This window comes from Chthoniobacter flavus Ellin428 (assembly GCF_000173075.1).
Taxonomy (GTDB): Bacteria; Verrucomicrobiota; Verrucomicrobiia; order Chthoniobacterales; family Chthoniobacteraceae; genus Chthoniobacter; species Chthoniobacter flavus.
Genome location: NZ_ABVL01000002.1, coordinates 483,776 through 498,311 on the forward strand (window position 1 = coordinate 483,776; position 14,536 = coordinate 498,311).

Consider the following 14,536-nt stretch of genomic DNA (forward strand, 5'->3'; position numbering starts at 1 on the left):
GATGGGTCTGCAAGCCCGCGCATCACGAGCAGTGGCTCTCAACCCTCAACTTTCAACTCTCAACTCACATTTTTTCGTAAAAACGCAACGCCTCGATCTTGCTGCCGAATTCTTTCAACGGATACAGCCCTTTCGCCGCGCCCGCGCCGGGGTCGCGCGTGAGATAATCGTAGCCCTGCTTGCCGGCGATGACGACGAAATGCGTGATCCCCGAAGGCAACCGCAGCCGCACGATCACCGGGTTGCCCTTCGAAAGATTGTCATCGATCAACGCATACGACGGCAGATCCTCGTAGGCCTTACGCACCTTGCCCGGTTCGTATTCCGCCGCGGTCTCCCAGTAGAGCCACCCTTGTGGGGTATAACCTTCATGCTCGGTACAAAAGCGATTGAGCCGCTGCGGATCGACATCGAAGCCGTAGCTGGCGAGCACCATGGCCGCGGAGGACACCGCGCAACCTTCCGCGCCGAGCGTGTTATGCGTCGGCCCGAGGAAATCGCCGCGCCAGCGGTCATCGCCCTGGCGGAACGACGGCACGGCCAATTCCACCCGGTGGAAGAAATAACGTCCCCCGCTCGGCTCGATCTGGCCCTTGCGCGCCCAAACGTCACGCAGGTGGAGGTAATAACCCGCTCCCGCCAATATCGCGACGACGAGCGTCAGCAGCAGGCATAGTCGGAGACGGGAGAAAAAAACGGCACGATTCATGTCTGCGGGGAAAATTGCGCAGCGATCTCCGGAGCGCCAAATAGAATCTTGCCCCCGCGCTGGCTTTGCATGGCGTGCTTCACTGCGGCCACCGCGTCACGGAGCGGATAAACGCGTTCCACCGGCGTGTGCAGCAAGCCGCGCTTGGCCAGGGCAAACAACTCCGCAAACATCGCGCTTTCCTCCGCGTGCGAAGCGTGACGATACCACTCGGTAATCCAAAACCCACGGCAACGCAGGTCCTTGAAGATCAGCAGGCCATTCGGGATGCGCACCGGCTGCCGGCTCATCGCGCCGAAAGTCACCAGCGTGCCACCCGGGGCGAGTGCATTCGCCAGACGCAGCGCGCTATCCCCACCCACGCAATTCAGCGCCAACTTCACCGGCACGCCGCCCGTCGCTGCCTTGATCTGGTCCTTCACCTCGTCATTGTCGAGCAGCACCACGTCGCCACCGAGCGCGCGCAGTTCCTCGATCAATTCCGGCCGGCGCACGAGGCTGATCGTCCGCCAGCCATTCGCTTTGGCAATCTGAATGACCAGGCGGCCCACCGCGGAGTTCGCCGCGTTTTGAATGACAAAATCCCCCTCAGCGAGCGTCGTGAAATCCCGCAGCATACGCAACGCGGTCGCCGGATTAACGCGCAGCATCGCCGCCTGCTCGACCGCCACTTCCCGCGGCACCACGTGCAACTTCTCCGCCTCCGCGATCACCGCCGCTTCGCGCCAGCAGCCCAGCCCATGCGGCAGCATCACGTGATCGCCCACCCGGAGCGTTTTCACCTCGGCGCCGACTTTTTCCACCACACCGACGCCTTCCATCCCGGGTGTCCCCGGCAATTCCGGCCGATTGGGATATTTTCCCTCGAGCACATTGATGTCCGCCGGGTTGATCGGCGAAGCAAGCACGCGCACCCACGCGCCTTCGGCGTCGAGGGGCGGCACTTCGATATTCTCTACGCGCACGACCTCAACAGGCGTGCCAAATTCATGGATAACAATCGCGCTGACATTCATGGGCATCCTCCTAGGATGCCGCGCCGTGACCGACTCGACAAAGCCAATTCCACCAACTCCCATGCCTTCTGGATCTGCCAGCAGAAATGGTTACGGGAAAGGCGCGCGCCTCGCGCTCGTCGGGGTGACGGTCAATTTCTTCCTCGCCCTCATCAAGATCGTCGCCGGACTCCTGGGCAACGCCTACGCGCTCATCGCCGATGGCATCGAGAGCACCCTCGATATCTTCAGTTCGCTCATCATCTGGTTTGGCCTGAAGGTCGCCGCCGAACCGCCGGACGATGAGCACCCCTACGGCCACGGCAAGGCGGAGCCGCTCGCCTCGATCGTCGTCGCGCTCATCGTCATTGCCGCCGCCATCGGCCTGGCCGTCGAGAGTGTCCACGAAATCATCACCCCACATCACGCCCCGGCGCCCTACACGCTCGTCGTCCTCATCGGCGTCATCATCATCAAGGAAACCCTCTTCCGCAAAGTCTCCGGCGCCGCCGAGGAGCTCGGGAGCACGGCAGTCAAGACCGATGCCTGGCATCACCGCGCGGATGTGCTTACTTCAGCCGGCGCTTTCATCGGCATCAGCATTGCCATCATCGGTGGCAAAGGGTGGGAACCAGCCGATGATTGGGCCGCGCTCTTCACCTGCACGATCATCGCCTTCAACGGCTACAAGCTTCTTATGCCCGCGCTGCATGAAGTAATGGACACGGCGCCGCCAAAAGAACTCGAATCCGCCGTGCGCGCGATCGCCGCAGGCGTCCCGCAAGTCGCCGAGGTGGAGAAATGCCGCGTTCGCAAGATGGGGCTCGATTACTATGTCGACATCCACATCGGCGTGGACGCGAACCTTACCGTCCGTACCGGGCACGAGATCAGCCATGCGGTAAAGGATGCGATTCGCACGGCGAAGCCCGAGGTCATGGATGTGCTGGTGCACATCGAGCCCAGCGACGTGGCGGAAGGCGCTGCCACCGCCCGCGGCTCTTGACCGGCGTGCGAAGCCCATATGCATCTGCATCTCCTCCATCACTTGCATCACCTCCACCTCTTCCGACTCCTCGTCGTCGGCCTGGTGTTCGGTGTGCTGCTCGTGGCGGTGATCTTCCGAGTGATCGCGGGTAAACGCCCATAGTCTGGCAGGTTACGCAAATGCGGAATTGCCGGGGTGACCACTCTCGGCCATTTTGCGAGCCATGTTGCGGCCCCCCGCCCTGCTTTCCTCCCTCTGCATTTCCGCGCTGCTTGCCCTGACGATCGGAGCCTCCGCTGCCGTGCCGGACAAGCCGGGCTACAACCACGACATTCGGCCGATCCTCTCGGACAAATGTTTCTACTGCCACGGCCCGGACGAAAAGAAACGCGAGGCCAAGCTCCGCCTCGATGTCCGCGACAATGCGCTGGCCGAGCACGACAGCGGGCACGCCATCGTTCCCGGCAAGCCGGAGGAAAGCGAACTGCTGAAGCGCATCCTTTCCCACGACAAGGACGACGTGATGCCACCGCCCAAGGCGAAGAAACCGCCGCTCACCGCCGACGAAATCGCCACGCTGCGCCGGTGGATCGAGCAAGGCGCGGTCTATGAGGGCCACTGGGCCTTTCTCCCGCTGAACTCGGCGCCGCCACCCAAGGTGAAAAATCGCGCGTGGGTGCGAAACCCGATCGATCAATATATCCTCGCCCGCCTGGAGAGCGAAGGCATCCAGCCCTCGCCCGAGGCCGACCGCCCTACGCTTATCCGTCGCTTGTATCTCGATCTGCTTGGCCTGCTCCCCTCGCCGGAGGAAGTCGCCGCCTTCGTTGCCGATCCGGCGCCGAATGCCTACGAAAAGCTCGTCGACCGCACGCTGGCCAATTTCCACTACGGCGAACGCTGGGGCCGGCATTGGCTCGACCAGGCGCGCTACGCGGATTCGAACGGTTACTCCATCGACAGCGCCCGCGCGATGTGGCCCTACCGCGATTGGGTCATCAAGGCGCTCAACGACGACATGCCCTTCGACCAGTTCACCATCGAGCAACTGGGCGGCGACCTTCTTCCCCATCCGACCAAGAGCCAGCTCATCGCCACCGCCTTTCATCGCAATACGATGATCAACGAAGAAGGCGGCACGAAGCCGGAGCAATTCCGCGTGGAAAGCGCGATCGACCGCGTGAACACCACGGGTTCCGTATGGCTCGGTCTCACCGTCGGCTGCGCGCAGTGCCACTCGCACAAGTTCGATCCCATTTCGCAGCGCGAGTTCTATCAATTCCTCGCGTTTTTCAATCAGGGCGAGGACGTCAATGCCAAGGGCGCAACCATTCAGGTCGCGAAGGGTGAAGTCTTCGGCCATCCGGTAAAGCCCACCACTGCGGAGATCCAGTCGATCAAATTTCCGAAGAAGACTCCGACGCAGGAGCAATGGGAACGAAAGGAACTCGCGCGACTGGAAGCATTGCCACCGGACAAGGCGCCGACGGAATTGCTGCTCTCGCTGAAGATCGTCGATTCCACGCGCGACGAGGGGCAGAAGAAGCTGGTCAACGAGGCCTACGCGAAGGCTTACCCGAAAGCGGCGAAGACCGGCAAGAAAGTGGATGTGAATGCTGACGTGGTGGACCTGATGATCATGCAGGACCTGGACAAGCCGCGTCCGAACTATCTGCTCATCCGCGGCGATTACACCCGGCCGGATGAGAAAGGCGGCCCGCTCCAACCCGGCGTGCTCAGCGCGGTCAGCGCGGCGTTTCATGAGGCCCCGCGGGAATACCGCAATCGCCTCGATCTCGCCCGCTGGCTGGTCGATCCGCAGAATCCGCTCACTCCGCGCGTAACGATGAATCGCGTGTGGATGCGCTATTTTGGCCGGGGCATCGTCGAGACGGAGGAAGATTTCGGCACGCAAGGCACCGAGCCGACCCATCCCGAATTGCTCGACTGGCTCGCGCGAGAATTCATCCACCAGGGCTGGTCGCTGAAGAAGATGCACCGGTTGATCGTGACCAGCGCGACCTATCGGCAGAGCTCGAACGCGCACCCCGATCTCGCGGAAAAAGATCCGCGCAATCTGCTGCTCGCCCGCCAGGAACGCGTGCGCGTGGAAGCCGAGATCGTGCGCGACGCCGCGCTCTCCGCGAGCGGCATGCTCGACGGCACCATCGGCGGCCCAAGCGTGCATCCGCCGCAACCCGATGGCGTCTATTCCTTCACCCAGACGGGCAAAGTCTGGAAAGCGGACACCGATGGCAATCGCTTCCGTCGCGGGCTCTACGCGCAGTTCTATCGCAGCGCGCCATATCCCCTGCTCACGACCTTTGACGAGCCGAATTTTTCGAACGCCTGCACCCGTCGCGCCCGGTCGAATACTCCGCTGCAGGCCTTGAATGTCGCCAACGATCCAGCCTTCCTGGAAATGGCGGAAGGCCTGGCGCAACGCGTGCAACGTGAAGTGCCGGGCGAGGATACCGACGCCCGCCTGCGCTACGCCTTCCTCCTCTGCTTCAGCCGCGATCCTTCACCGAAGGAACTCTCGATCCTCCGCGGCTACGCGGCCAAGGGCAACGATCTCGCCGCCCTCGCCCGCGTGCTTTTCAACACCGACAACTTCATCACCCGCGAATGAACCCGCACGACCTCCAGCTCCGCGACATTACCCGCCGGCATTTCTTCGGGAAATGCGCGCTCGGCGTCGGCGCCCTCGCCTTGCAACAACTGCTCGCCGAATCCGGCTGGGCGGCGCCAGGTGGTCCCGTCATCGATCCGATGCATCCGCTGGCACCGCGCCCGCCGCAATTCGCGCCGAAGGCCAAGCGCGTGATCTATCTCTTCATGGCCGGCGGCCCCTCGCAGCTCGACCTTTTCGACTACAAGCCGAAGCTGCTTGAATTCCAGGGTCAGGCGCCACCGCCGAGCCTCATGGCCGGCAAGCGCTTCGCCTTCCTCAAGGGAAACGAGAAGCTGCTCGCCTCGCCGCGGAAATTCGAGGCGTATGGGCAGTGCGGCATGACGATCAGCGAAGTGCTGCCGTATCATCGCCAGATCGTGGACGAAGTTTGCTGGCTGCGCGGGCTCAGCACGGATGTCTTCAATCACGCCCCGGCGAAACTCTTCATGAACACGGGCTTTCAGGCACCGGGTCGACCGGCGATGGGCGCGTGGACGACCTATGGCCTCGGCAGTCAATCACGCGATCTGCCCGGCTTCGTCGTGCTGCAGAGCGGTCCGCGCGGCCCGCGCGGCGGGTCGGCGCTGTGGAGCAGCGGCTTCCTGCCCACTTCGTATCAAGGCGTGCCCTTCCGCGGGAAGGGCGATCCGATTCTTTATTTGCACAGTCCGGAGGGGCAGACACGGGAGCGGGAGCGCGATTTCTACGACACTGTGGGCGCGCTCAACCACACGCGACTCGATGACACCGGCGACCCGGAAATCATGACGCGCATCAACTCCTATGAGATGGCGTTTCGCATGCAGACAAGCGCGCCGGAGCTGATGGATCTCTCGCAGGAAAAGCCCGAGACGCTGGAACTTTACGGGGTGAAACCGGGCGAGTCGTCATTTGCGGCGAATTGCCTGCTGGCCCGCCGCCTCGCCGAGCGCGGAGTGCGCTTCGTGCAGCTTTATCATACCAATTGGGACAGCCACGGCGGCCCGGGCGAAAACCTCAATGGGGATTTCGAGAAGGTGTGCAAGGAGGTCGATCAAGCCAGCGCGGCGCTGGTGCTCGATCTCAAGCAGCGCGGGTTGCTCGAGGATACGCTGGTCATTTGGGGTGGTGAATTTGGCCGCACGCCGATGGGTGAAAACCGCGCCAGCATTGGGCGCGATCACCATGTCGACGCCTTCACTTTGTGGCTCGCCGGCGGTGGCGTGAAGCCCGGTCTCATCTACGGGCAGACGGATGAACTCGGCTTCGGCGTCGTGGAGAACAAAGTCCACGTGCACGACCTCCACGCCACGATTCTCCACCTGCTTGGCTTCGATCACGAGAAGCTCACCTATCGCTTCCAAGGCCGCGACTTCCGTCTCACCGACGTGCACGGGCAAGTGGTGAAGGAGATCTTCGCGTAATCACCACGCCGCCGTCATTGAGACGGCAAAACTCTTCCTCCGGGCGGCAGGCGAATGTCATCAAAATTGTAGTCCGACATCGCCCGTGGCGGAAGGCGACTTCGCACGCCAGCCCCGTCGACCAATCCTCATAGTCATATTCATTGACCCGGACGCTTCCCGCGCGTCCGTGGACATCGACATCAATATAATAAGTGAACGATCGCGGCGAAAAGAGACTGGGATTCGAACTATAATTCTCAGAGCGGTGCTTCCCGATCACCCGCCCGGCGCACCATTCGACCGACGCGATATTGTGGTCGCGGCCAGACAGCACCCACAAAATGGTGATCACGATGCCCCCTACCACATTGAGCCAGGCCCGGAATTCATACAGTTTTTGAGGATGCATATCGCAGGCAAAGGATTGGGAGCGTATGGCGCTCCCTCTGGACGCAACCTGCGTGCCACAATTCCCTCCAGCCTCAATCCTCAGCGAACCGTGAATGCATGCACTGTCGACGACCGAAACACCTGTCCGGGCCGCAGCACGGTGCTCGGGAAGTCCGGCTGATTCGGTGAATCCGGATAGTGCTGCGTCTCGAGGCAGAAGCCGTAGTGCTTGCGATAGACCTTTCCGCCTTTGCCCGTGACGGAACCGTCGAGATAATTCCCCGTGTAGAGCTGGATGCCCGGCTCCGTGGTGGAGATGTTCAGCACGCGCCCGCTCTTCGGCTCGTAGACTTCCGCCGCCAGCGTCATCGCATGCGGCTGCGCCTGGTCGATACAAAAATTGTGATCATAGCCGCCGGGCTCACCGGTCATCTGCGCGATATCTTTCCCGAGCGCCTTCGGCTGGGTGAAATCCATCGGTCCACCCACCACCGGCTCGATCTTGCCAGTCGGAATGGAAGTCGCATCCACCGGCACATAATGGCTGGCGTGCAATTGCACCTCGTGGCCGAGCACATCTCCTTCCCCCGCGCCGGCGAGATTCCAGTAGGCGTGATTGGTGAGATTCAAGATCGTCGGCTTGTCGGTCGTCGCTTCGTAATCAAGGCGCAGCTCATTCTTCGCCGTGAGCGTGTAGGTCACGGCGACTTTGAGCGCGCCCGGATATCCTTCTTCGCCATCAGCGCTGGTGTAGGTAAAGCGCACCGCGTTTTCATCCGCCACCGGCTCCGCCTTCCAGTTGCGATGATAGAATCCCTTCACTCCTCCGTGGAGATGATTCACGCCGTTGTTCAGGCCGAGCTGATAGGTCACGCCATCGAGCGTGAACCGCCCCCGCGCAATGCGATTGGCAAACCGGCCCGTCGTAACGCCGAAGTGCGGATGAGCGCCAAGATACGGATCCAACGTATCGAAGCCGAGCGTGACGTCGCTCATCTTTCCGTGGCGATCCGGCACGTCCATCTCCACGAGACAGGCGCCCCAGGTCGTCAGCCGGGCCTTGAGGCCGGCAGCATTGGTCAGGGTGTAGATCTCGACGACTTCGCCATCGTGGGTTTTTCCGAAAACTTCTTTGTGCATGTGGGATTCTTCTTTTGCCGGCTCCCCGGCAAAGGCCGCAGAGACTGAACCGGCGAGGCAGAAGCCGCAAGCAACGACTGGAAACAGGGTCTGGAGAGGACTTTTCAGGGGATTGGGGGGTGGGTGCTATAGGAGCGTAAGAGAGGCCCCACTGCCAAGCTTGGGTTCGTTTCTTAATCGTAATCTTAATCTTACTCTTAATCCCTTCCGCTGGGGGGCCGGGGAAGAGATTAAGATTATGATTACGATTAAGAGCGGGAGGCTCCGCCCCCAAAAACCCCATCAGAAAAAATTTGTTCTGGCGGCACATGCAGGCGATATGCTGTCCTCCCCGGCTTTCCCTGACCGCCCTTGCGTCTCGGGGGCCCTTCTTTTCCCGCAAAGTTTGATGAAATCCAATACCATGAAAGGCGTCGGCGTCGTCCCGCAACAGAAAGAGCTCCGCGTGATCGACCATCCCGAGCCGTCCATCGAAGCGCCCAACGAACTCAAGATTCGCACCCTCGAGGTCGGCGTTTGCGGCACCGATCGTGAGATTTGCACCTTTGCCTACGGCCAGCCGCCCGCCGGTGGCGACTACCTGCTGCTCGGCCACGAGTGTCTTGGCGAAGTGCTGGAAGTCGGTTCCGGCGTAAAGAATTTCAAGCCCGGCGACCTCGTGGTCCCGAGCGTGCGCCGTCCCTGCACCGATCCGAATTGCCGCCCCTGCCGCGAAGGCCGCCAGGACTTCTGCGTCACCTGGAAATTCACCGAGCGCGGCATCAATCAGCGCCACGGCTACATGACCGAGCGCTTCGTGGAGGAAGAGCGTTTCCTCACGCCCGTGCCGAAGGATCTGCGCGATCTCGCCGTCATGGCCGAGCCGCTGACCATCGCGGAGAAGGGTCTCACCCAGGCCTGGCAGGTGCAGAAGCGTCTGACCTGGGCGCACGACAATCGCGACCGGCAAAGGCCGCGGCCACGGTCTCAATGCCGTGGTCCTCGGCGCCGGCCCCATCGGCCTGCTCGGCGCAATGAAGCTGCTCATCGAAGGCTTCCGCGTCTTCGTCTACTCGCGCTCGCCGAAGCCGAATTTCAAGGCCGACATCGCCGAGCAGATTGGTGCCGGAATACATCTCCAACCTGCAAGTCTCCGCGGAAGATCTCGCCAAACACATCGGCAAATATCGACCTCATTTACGAAGCGGTCGGGAGAAGGCCATCTCCACCTTCGATGTCATGCGGGGTGCTCGGCATCAATGGCGTCTACATTCTCACCGGTATCCCGGCCGAGAAGCCGCCGATCCCCGTCTACCGTGGATAACATCATGCGGAACATCACGCTGAAGAACCAGGCCATCATCGGCACGGTGAACGCCAGCCCCGCAGGATTTCGCGGACGCCATTCACGATCTCGGTGAGTTCAAGAAGCGCTGGCCGAAGGCCGTGCAGGCGCTCATCACCGGCCGCCACAAGATCGACGCGCACCGCGAACTGCTTGTCGGCAAGGCCACGGGCATCAAGAACGTCATTGAGTTCGGCGCCTAAGCGGAACGGTTAGCCTCCTTCGACTTTTATGAGCAAGAATTCCTGGATCGATATCTCTGTCCCCCTGTGCAGCACCATGCACGGCTGGCCCGGCAATCCGCCAACCGTCGTGACGATGTTTAACGGCACCGCCAAGGGCGACGTCTGCAACGTCTCGGCGATCAATTTCAATTCCCACACCGGCACGCACATGGATGCGCCCCTGCACTTCTTGCATGGCGCCAAGAGCATGGACGCGCTCCCGTGGGACGCCGTGATCGGCGAAGCCCGGGTGGTCGAGATCAAGGACAAGAAGGCGATCAAACCCGCCGAGCTCAAGAAGCTGAAGCTGAAGGAGGGGGAGCGCATTCTTTTCAAAACGCCCAACTCGGCGCGGAGCTGGAAGAAGGCTGAGTTCGACAAGGACTTCGTCTATGTCTCGAAGGAAGCCGCACAATACATCGTGGATTGCGGCGTGCAGACCGTGGGCATCGACTACCTCAGCGTCGGTGGATTCTATAAGGACGGCATCGAGACCCATCACATTCTGCTCGGCGCGGAAGTGTGGATCATCGAGGGGATCGATCTCTCGAAGGTCAAGCCCGGCAACTACGACCTGATCTGCCTGCCGATCAAATTCCAGAACGGCGACGGCGCGCCTTCGCGCTGCCTCATCCGCCCACGCTAAAAGCGGAACGGCTTCAATTCCCCAAGCCCAGCGCGCCCGCCTGCTTTTCGAAAGCCTCGACGAGCGTGCGCACGAGTTCGCTCTCGCGCCCGCCCCAGATGATGCCGACTTCGAGCGGATCGAAGCCGGTCAAAGGCAGCGCCCGCACTTTCGCGGAGTGCTTCACGCCGGGAATCGGCACGGAGACACCGAAGCCGAATCCCTCGGCCACATAGGTCTCTATCAAATCGAGCGAACTCACGACGAGGGACGGCAGCCATTCCACGCCCTGCTTCGCCAGGCCGCGCTGAAAGATGGCGGCGATCGGTTCGTCGCCCGGTAACGAGATGAGCGGCTCATCGATCGTCTGCCGTTTCCAAAGATCGGCCGCCGAGCGCAGTTTGCTCTGGCGCGGCACGAGGAGGGTCAGCGGCAGCCGGGCCAGCAATCGCGAATGCAAATCGGCAGGCATCGACCGGTGCAGATTCGTCACCGCGATGTCGATCTCGTCCCGGTTGATTGCCTCGATCAAATCCGGCGCCGAGGCTTCGAGCAGACTGAAGCGCAGCTTCGGGACCTTGCGCCGCAGTTCCACGATCATTCGCGGTAAATGCTCGTGCAGCACCGGCCCCGAAGCGCCGATGCGAATGAACGTCGACGCCGCATCCTGAATTTCCGCACCGATCCGGCCCACCTTGGCAAGAACGGCCGGATGAAAGCGTAGAGCTGCTCTCCCGCCGGTGTCAGTTGAAACGGCCGGCGCTGAAATAGCCGCGTCCCGAGGCTTTGCTCGAGTTGCAGGATCTGCGCGCTTACTGCCGGTTGCTGAATGCCGTAGGGAAAATTCCGCACGGCCTCACTGATCCCGCCGTGCCGCGCAACGTAATAGAAAATCTCGAGGTGATGGACGTTCACTTCCGAGCGATTTACCGCGAATCGCGCTGGAGCGCGAAACAAACGTTTTCCGAATCGGGGAGACGCAACGCGAGCCCATCGATTTTCTGAATTGGGGCAGTGCTTTTATCAATTAACGGCCCGGCGCGCTCTCCCCCTACTCTCCCGCCACGATGAATGCGCACCTTCTGTATTGGAACCTGGTGTTCGCCTGGGGTTGGATCCTCCTCGGCTTTCTCTCCGGCTCCGTCATGGGACTGTGCTTCCATCGCGAAAACTGGCTCGGCGGCTACGCCTCGTGGCCGCGGCGGCTTTACCGACTGGGCCACATCTCCTTCTTTGGACTCGGCTTTGCCAATCTCCTCTTCTGGGCCACCGCCCGCATGTTACCCGCCCAACCCGCGATGCTCGATAGCGCCTCGCTGGCCTTCCTCATTGGCGGCGTGACGATGCCTCTCTGCTGCCTTCTCGCCGCTCATCTCTCCTGGGCACGCCATCTCTTCGCCGTGCCGGTGCTGAGCCTTTTCGCCGGCGGCGTCATCACCTTCCTCGCCCTTTTATGAAACAGAAACGCATCGGTTTTATCGCCATGAGCGGAGTGCGTGCGCAAAACGCCGAACTCCTCGCCGCCGGTCTCACCCTGCCCGGCTTCATCGAACGCAGCAAGGTCATCGCCTCGTTGCCCAGCCTCTCTCTGCTCACCCTCGCGGGACTGACACCGCCCAGCTTCCATATCGAATACCACGAGATCGCCGACCTGCGTGCGCTCGGCTCGTTGCCCACGGAACTCGATCTCGTCGCCCTCACCTCGCTCTCCGCGCAAATCTACGATGCCTACGCCGTGGCCGATCATTATCGCGCGCTCGGGATTCCCGTGGTGATGGGCGGCCTGCACGTGACCTCCCTGCCCGACGAAGCGCTCGAGCACGCCACCGCCATCGTCATCGGCGAAGGCGAACCGCTCTGGCCGCGGTTGCTGGCGGATTTCGATCGCGGCTCGCTCCAGCGCATTTATCGGAGCGAAGAGCACGGTGCTTTCGATCTGCGCGAGGCGCCCATGCCGCGCTTCGATCTGCTCGATCTGGACAAATATAATCGCATCACCGTGCAGACCAGCCCGCGGCTGCCCGCACAAGTGCGAATTCTGCGCGAGCAGCATCCTGCTCACGCCGCGCTACAAATTGAAACCCATCGAAAAGGTCATCGCCGAAATCCAGGCGATCAAACGCCTCTGGCCACGCCCCTTCATCGAGTTTGCTGACGACAACAACTTCGTGCGCCGCGATCATTATAAGAGCCTGCTGCGCGCCCTCGCCCGGGAGAAAGTGCGCTGGTTCACCGAGGCCGATCTGCGCGTGGCCGAAGACGACGACCTCCTCGGTCTCATGCGCGACAGTGGCTGCCAGCAGGTTCTCGTCGGCTTGGAAAGCCCGCGGCGCGCAAGCCTGGACGGTCTCGAGACCGCGGCAAACTGGAAGCTGCGTCGGCACGATCGCTATCTCGCCGCCATCGAGCGCATTCAATCCAAAGGCGTCACCGTCAATGGGTTGCTTCATCCTCGGCCTCGATGGCGATACGCCGGAGGTTTTCGACGAAGTGCTGCGCTTTGTCCGCCAGAGCGGTTTGTACGAGGTGCAGGTTACTTTCCTCACCCCATTTCCCGGCACCCCGCTCTATCACCGACTCAAGGCCGAGGGACGAATCCTACGGGACCGCGCGTGGGACCTCTGCACGCTTTTCGACATCAATTTACAGCCGCGCCAGATGAGCGTGGCCGAATTGCAGAGCGGATTCATGGGCCTCGTCAAAGAGCTCTACAGCGCAGAAGAGACCGCCACTCGCCGCCGCAATTTCAAGCGCCGCTATCGGACGCAACGTCGGCAGACGCCCCGGTCGGAACTCGCCACCGCGGCTTGATGCGAAGCCATCACCGACGCGGCCCTGCCACCCCGCCGGCTGACACCAAGAATCTCGGCTCGCCTCTTTTGCCCCGGGCTGCTCATATTGGCCCAAACAATGAGTGATCATCATCCGATTGAAAGCGAACAGGTCATGTGGTCTGGCTCCGTCTCGAACTGGCACTACGCTGGCAAATGGTCCGTCATCGTCATCATGCTGGCCCTGCTGGTCGGCTCGTTCTTACAGCACTGGATTGAAGACCGGACCGTGGAGTGGATCATCCGCGGCGTCCTGCTCCTCGTCGCCATTTTTCTCATCGGGTGGATTCGCCTCGACCGCGCGAGCCGTAAATATCTCGTGACCAACGTCCGGGTGAGCACCGAATTCGGCATCGTCTCCAAGCAATCCACCGAATTGCGCATCCAGGACATTCGGAGCATCAATTTCAACACCTCCGGTATCTCCGGTCTGGTCGGAATTGGCCGGATCGAATTTGCCTCCGCCGCTTCTGATGATGCTGAGGTCGTCTTCTGGAACACGCCCAACGCGGAGAAAATCCGCGACCTGGTACGTTCGCTCCAGACGACCGCCACTTAAAAGCGGAGCGAGTGCAGAGGGCGGAAACACTCTCCGATGCCCTCCAACCGAATCGAGAAGATATGCCAGTCCCCGCCACTGTCGGTGCATTCGCTATAGTTCCAAGCAACGATCTGCCTGCCGCGATCCCCTTCTGGGAGCGGTTGGGGATTCACGCGCACGGGCGGAGACGCCAACTACATTATCATGACTGGGTGGGGCTGCGAAGTTCATCTGACGCAGGCGGGAAGCGGCCTTTGGCGAGTGCCGGAAGAGAATAATCCCTTTGGTGTTTTCATCCGCACTCAGAACGTCGAGGCCATCGCCGCCCGAGGTCGATGACCTCATCATCCGCCCGGGCGGCATCTTGCGCCACCGGGAATGGAGATTGTATGAAGTTGGGATTTGCGGGCCGGACGGCCTTCTCGTTCGCGTCGGATGGCCCTCGCGCCTGATGGCCAGGAAGGACTAACAATCCCCCAGCGGTTTTATTGAAGTAAGCTCACCGCCACCCGGCGGTAAATTTGGTGGAGGTAAGGGGATTGCCGCTGCCAGCGGCCTGCATTTGGCGCTCCGCGGTTTTTTGGCGGCGCTACCGCGCGAGCAGTCGAACTGCGTTCCTCATCCCCTGCTCGCCTCTCCCGAGGCTCCAGAAATGTTTCGCCGCTCCCAGCGGCAAAAGATGGTGGAGGTAAGGGGATTGTTGCTCCGGC

General features: G+C 61.6%; 16 protein-coding genes and 2 pseudogenes. 12 read left to right on the forward strand and 6 right to left on the reverse strand.

Going from position 1 to position 14,536, the window contains the following annotated elements; genetic code table 11:
- Positions 1-64: 64 nt before the first annotated feature.
- Complete coding sequence (locus CFE428DRAFT_RS04895; protein ID WP_006978338.1) at positions 65-709, reverse strand: C39 family peptidase; 645 nt, start codon at positions 707-709, stop codon at positions 65-67.
- Positions 706-1,725, reverse strand: coding sequence for an MDR family NADPH-dependent oxidoreductase (locus tag CFE428DRAFT_RS04900; protein ID WP_006978339.1), 1,020 nt, complete (start codon positions 1,723-1,725; stop codon positions 706-708). Before CFE428DRAFT_RS04900 ends, CFE428DRAFT_RS04895 begins: the two co-directional genes overlap by 4 nt.
- 61 nt (positions 1,726-1,786) lie before the next feature.
- On the opposite strand from CFE428DRAFT_RS04900, the gene CFE428DRAFT_RS04905 reads away from it, so the two are divergent.
- The 4 genes from CFE428DRAFT_RS04905 to CFE428DRAFT_RS04915 all read left to right on the forward strand — a co-directional run bounded on the left by CFE428DRAFT_RS04905 (position 1,787) and on the right by CFE428DRAFT_RS04915 (position 6,769).
- Positions 1,787-2,710 (forward strand): cation diffusion facilitator family transporter, encoded by a 924-nt coding sequence (locus CFE428DRAFT_RS04905; protein ID WP_006978340.1) that lies wholly within the window; start codon positions 1,787-1,789, stop codon positions 2,708-2,710.
- A gap of 18 nt (positions 2,711-2,728) precedes the next feature.
- Positions 2,729-2,854, forward strand: a complete 126-nt coding sequence (locus CFE428DRAFT_RS40285; RefSeq protein WP_006978341.1) for a hypothetical protein — start codon at positions 2,729-2,731, stop codon at positions 2,852-2,854.
- Positions 2,855-2,915: 61 nt separating this feature from the next.
- Complete coding sequence (locus CFE428DRAFT_RS04910; RefSeq protein ID WP_006978342.1) at positions 2,916-5,324, forward strand: PSD1 and planctomycete cytochrome C domain-containing protein; 2,409 nt, start codon at positions 2,916-2,918, stop codon at positions 5,322-5,324.
- Entirely contained in the window at positions 5,321-6,769 is a 1,449-nt protein-coding gene (locus tag CFE428DRAFT_RS04915; RefSeq protein WP_006978343.1) for a DUF1501 domain-containing protein, read from the forward strand. The genes CFE428DRAFT_RS04910 and CFE428DRAFT_RS04915 overlap by 4 nt, the downstream gene beginning before the upstream one ends.
- Here the strand turns inward: CFE428DRAFT_RS04915 and CFE428DRAFT_RS36965 are convergent.
- Together CFE428DRAFT_RS36965 and CFE428DRAFT_RS04920 are read right to left on the reverse strand one after the other, a co-directional pair.
- A complete protein-coding gene (locus CFE428DRAFT_RS36965) occupies positions 6,726-7,160 on the reverse strand; it encodes a hypothetical protein (protein WP_006978344.1) in 435 nt (144 codons plus the stop codon). The two genes, CFE428DRAFT_RS04915 and CFE428DRAFT_RS36965, sit on opposite strands and share 44 nt — an antisense overlap.
- A gap of 80 nt (positions 7,161-7,240) precedes the next feature.
- Positions 7,241-8,281 (reverse strand): aldose epimerase family protein, encoded by a 1,041-nt coding sequence (locus tag CFE428DRAFT_RS04920; protein ID WP_006978345.1) that lies wholly within the window; start codon positions 8,279-8,281, stop codon positions 7,241-7,243.
- Positions 8,282-8,669: 388 nt separating this feature from the next.
- Between CFE428DRAFT_RS04920 and CFE428DRAFT_RS41510 the strand changes: the two genes are divergently transcribed.
- Both CFE428DRAFT_RS41510 and CFE428DRAFT_RS04930 read left to right on the forward strand, forming a co-directional pair.
- A complete protein-coding gene (locus tag CFE428DRAFT_RS41510) occupies positions 8,670-9,584 on the forward strand; it encodes an alcohol dehydrogenase catalytic domain-containing protein (protein ID WP_006978346.1) in 915 nt (304 codons plus the stop codon).
- Between the two features lie 252 nt (positions 9,585-9,836).
- Positions 9,837-10,475: a cyclase family protein gene (locus tag CFE428DRAFT_RS04930; RefSeq protein WP_006978348.1), complete on the forward strand. Its 639-nt coding sequence runs from the start codon at positions 9,837-9,839 to the stop codon at positions 10,473-10,475.
- 13 nt (positions 10,476-10,488) lie between these two features.
- Here the strand turns inward: CFE428DRAFT_RS04930 and CFE428DRAFT_RS04935 are convergent, their stop codons facing one another.
- Positions 10,489-11,148, reverse strand: a complete 660-nt coding sequence (locus tag CFE428DRAFT_RS04935) for a substrate-binding domain-containing protein (RefSeq protein WP_049975540.1) — start codon at positions 11,146-11,148, stop codon at positions 10,489-10,491.
- Complete coding sequence (locus tag CFE428DRAFT_RS40925; protein ID WP_193352232.1) at positions 11,052-11,369, reverse strand: LysR family transcriptional regulator; 318 nt, start codon at positions 11,367-11,369, stop codon at positions 11,052-11,054. The genes CFE428DRAFT_RS04935 and CFE428DRAFT_RS40925 overlap by 97 nt, the downstream gene beginning before the upstream one ends.
- 152 nt (positions 11,370-11,521) lie before the next feature.
- Here CFE428DRAFT_RS40925 and CFE428DRAFT_RS04940 point away from each other — a divergent pair, with 152 nt between their 5' ends.
- The 6 genes and pseudogenes from CFE428DRAFT_RS04940 to CFE428DRAFT_RS40935 all read left to right on the forward strand — a co-directional run bounded on the left by CFE428DRAFT_RS04940 (position 11,522) and on the right by CFE428DRAFT_RS40935 (position 14,295).
- Complete coding sequence (locus CFE428DRAFT_RS04940; RefSeq protein WP_006978351.1) at positions 11,522-11,911, forward strand: hypothetical protein; 390 nt, start codon at positions 11,522-11,524, stop codon at positions 11,909-11,911.
- Positions 11,908-12,609 carry a radical SAM protein gene (locus tag CFE428DRAFT_RS38725; RefSeq protein ID WP_006978352.1) on the forward strand — a complete coding sequence of 234 codons (702 nt, stop codon included), beginning with the start codon at positions 11,908-11,910 and terminating at the stop codon, positions 12,607-12,609. Before CFE428DRAFT_RS04940 ends, CFE428DRAFT_RS38725 begins: the two co-directional genes overlap by 4 nt.
- Positions 12,509-12,829 (forward strand): annotated as a pseudogene (locus CFE428DRAFT_RS40930) (B12-binding domain-containing radical SAM protein); the annotation flags it as partial. The gene CFE428DRAFT_RS38725 and the pseudogene CFE428DRAFT_RS40930, both read left to right, overlap by 101 nt.
- A gap of 61 nt (positions 12,830-12,890) precedes the next feature.
- Positions 12,891-13,265 carry a DUF4070 domain-containing protein gene (locus CFE428DRAFT_RS38730; protein WP_006978353.1) on the forward strand — a complete coding sequence of 125 codons (375 nt, stop codon included), beginning with the start codon at positions 12,891-12,893 and terminating at the stop codon, positions 13,263-13,265.
- 99 nt (positions 13,266-13,364) lie between these two features.
- Positions 13,365-13,844 (forward strand): PH domain-containing protein, encoded by a 480-nt coding sequence (locus tag CFE428DRAFT_RS04950; RefSeq protein ID WP_006978354.1) that lies wholly within the window; start codon positions 13,365-13,367, stop codon positions 13,842-13,844.
- Between the two features lie 62 nt (positions 13,845-13,906).
- A pseudogene (locus tag CFE428DRAFT_RS40935) lies at positions 13,907-14,295 on the forward strand (VOC family protein).
- Positions 14,296-14,536: the final 241 nt, after the last annotated feature.

What these genes read in the sequence shown, in the direction of transcription:
- CFE428DRAFT_RS04895 (WP_006978338.1), bottom strand. Translation starts at nt 709, where the DNA reads ATGAATCGTGCCGTTTTTTTCTCCCGTCTCCGACTATGCCTGCTGCTG.
- CFE428DRAFT_RS04900 (WP_006978339.1), bottom strand. Translation starts at nt 1,725, where the DNA reads ATGAATGTCAGCGCGATTGTTATCCATGAATTTGGCACGCCTGTTGAG.
- CFE428DRAFT_RS04905 (WP_006978340.1), top strand. Translation starts at nt 1,787, where the DNA reads ATGCCTTCTGGATCTGCCAGCAGAAATGGTTACGGGAAAGGCGCGCGC.
- CFE428DRAFT_RS40285 (WP_006978341.1), top strand. Translation starts at nt 2,729, where the DNA reads ATGCATCTGCATCTCCTCCATCACTTGCATCACCTCCACCTCTTCCGA.
- CFE428DRAFT_RS04910 (WP_006978342.1), top strand. Translation starts at nt 2,916, where the DNA reads ATGTTGCGGCCCCCCGCCCTGCTTTCCTCCCTCTGCATTTCCGCGCTG.
- CFE428DRAFT_RS04915 (WP_006978343.1), top strand. Translation starts at nt 5,321, where the DNA reads ATGAACCCGCACGACCTCCAGCTCCGCGACATTACCCGCCGGCATTTC.
- CFE428DRAFT_RS36965 (WP_006978344.1), bottom strand. Translation starts at nt 7,160, where the DNA reads ATGCATCCTCAAAAACTGTATGAATTCCGGGCCTGGCTCAATGTGGTA.
- CFE428DRAFT_RS04920 (WP_006978345.1), bottom strand. Translation starts at nt 8,281, where the DNA reads ATGCACAAAGAAGTTTTCGGAAAAACCCACGATGGCGAAGTCGTCGAG.
- CFE428DRAFT_RS41510 (WP_006978346.1), top strand. Translation starts at nt 8,670, where the DNA reads ATGAAATCCAATACCATGAAAGGCGTCGGCGTCGTCCCGCAACAGAAA.
- CFE428DRAFT_RS04930 (WP_006978348.1), top strand. Translation starts at nt 9,837, where the DNA reads ATGAGCAAGAATTCCTGGATCGATATCTCTGTCCCCCTGTGCAGCACC.
- CFE428DRAFT_RS04940 (WP_006978351.1), top strand. Translation starts at nt 11,522, where the DNA reads ATGAATGCGCACCTTCTGTATTGGAACCTGGTGTTCGCCTGGGGTTGG.
- CFE428DRAFT_RS38725 (WP_006978352.1), top strand. Translation starts at nt 11,908, where the DNA reads ATGAAACAGAAACGCATCGGTTTTATCGCCATGAGCGGAGTGCGTGCG.
- CFE428DRAFT_RS38730 (WP_006978353.1), top strand. Translation starts at nt 12,891, where the DNA reads ATGGGTTGCTTCATCCTCGGCCTCGATGGCGATACGCCGGAGGTTTTC.
- CFE428DRAFT_RS04950 (WP_006978354.1), top strand. Translation starts at nt 13,365, where the DNA reads ATGAGTGATCATCATCCGATTGAAAGCGAACAGGTCATGTGGTCTGGC.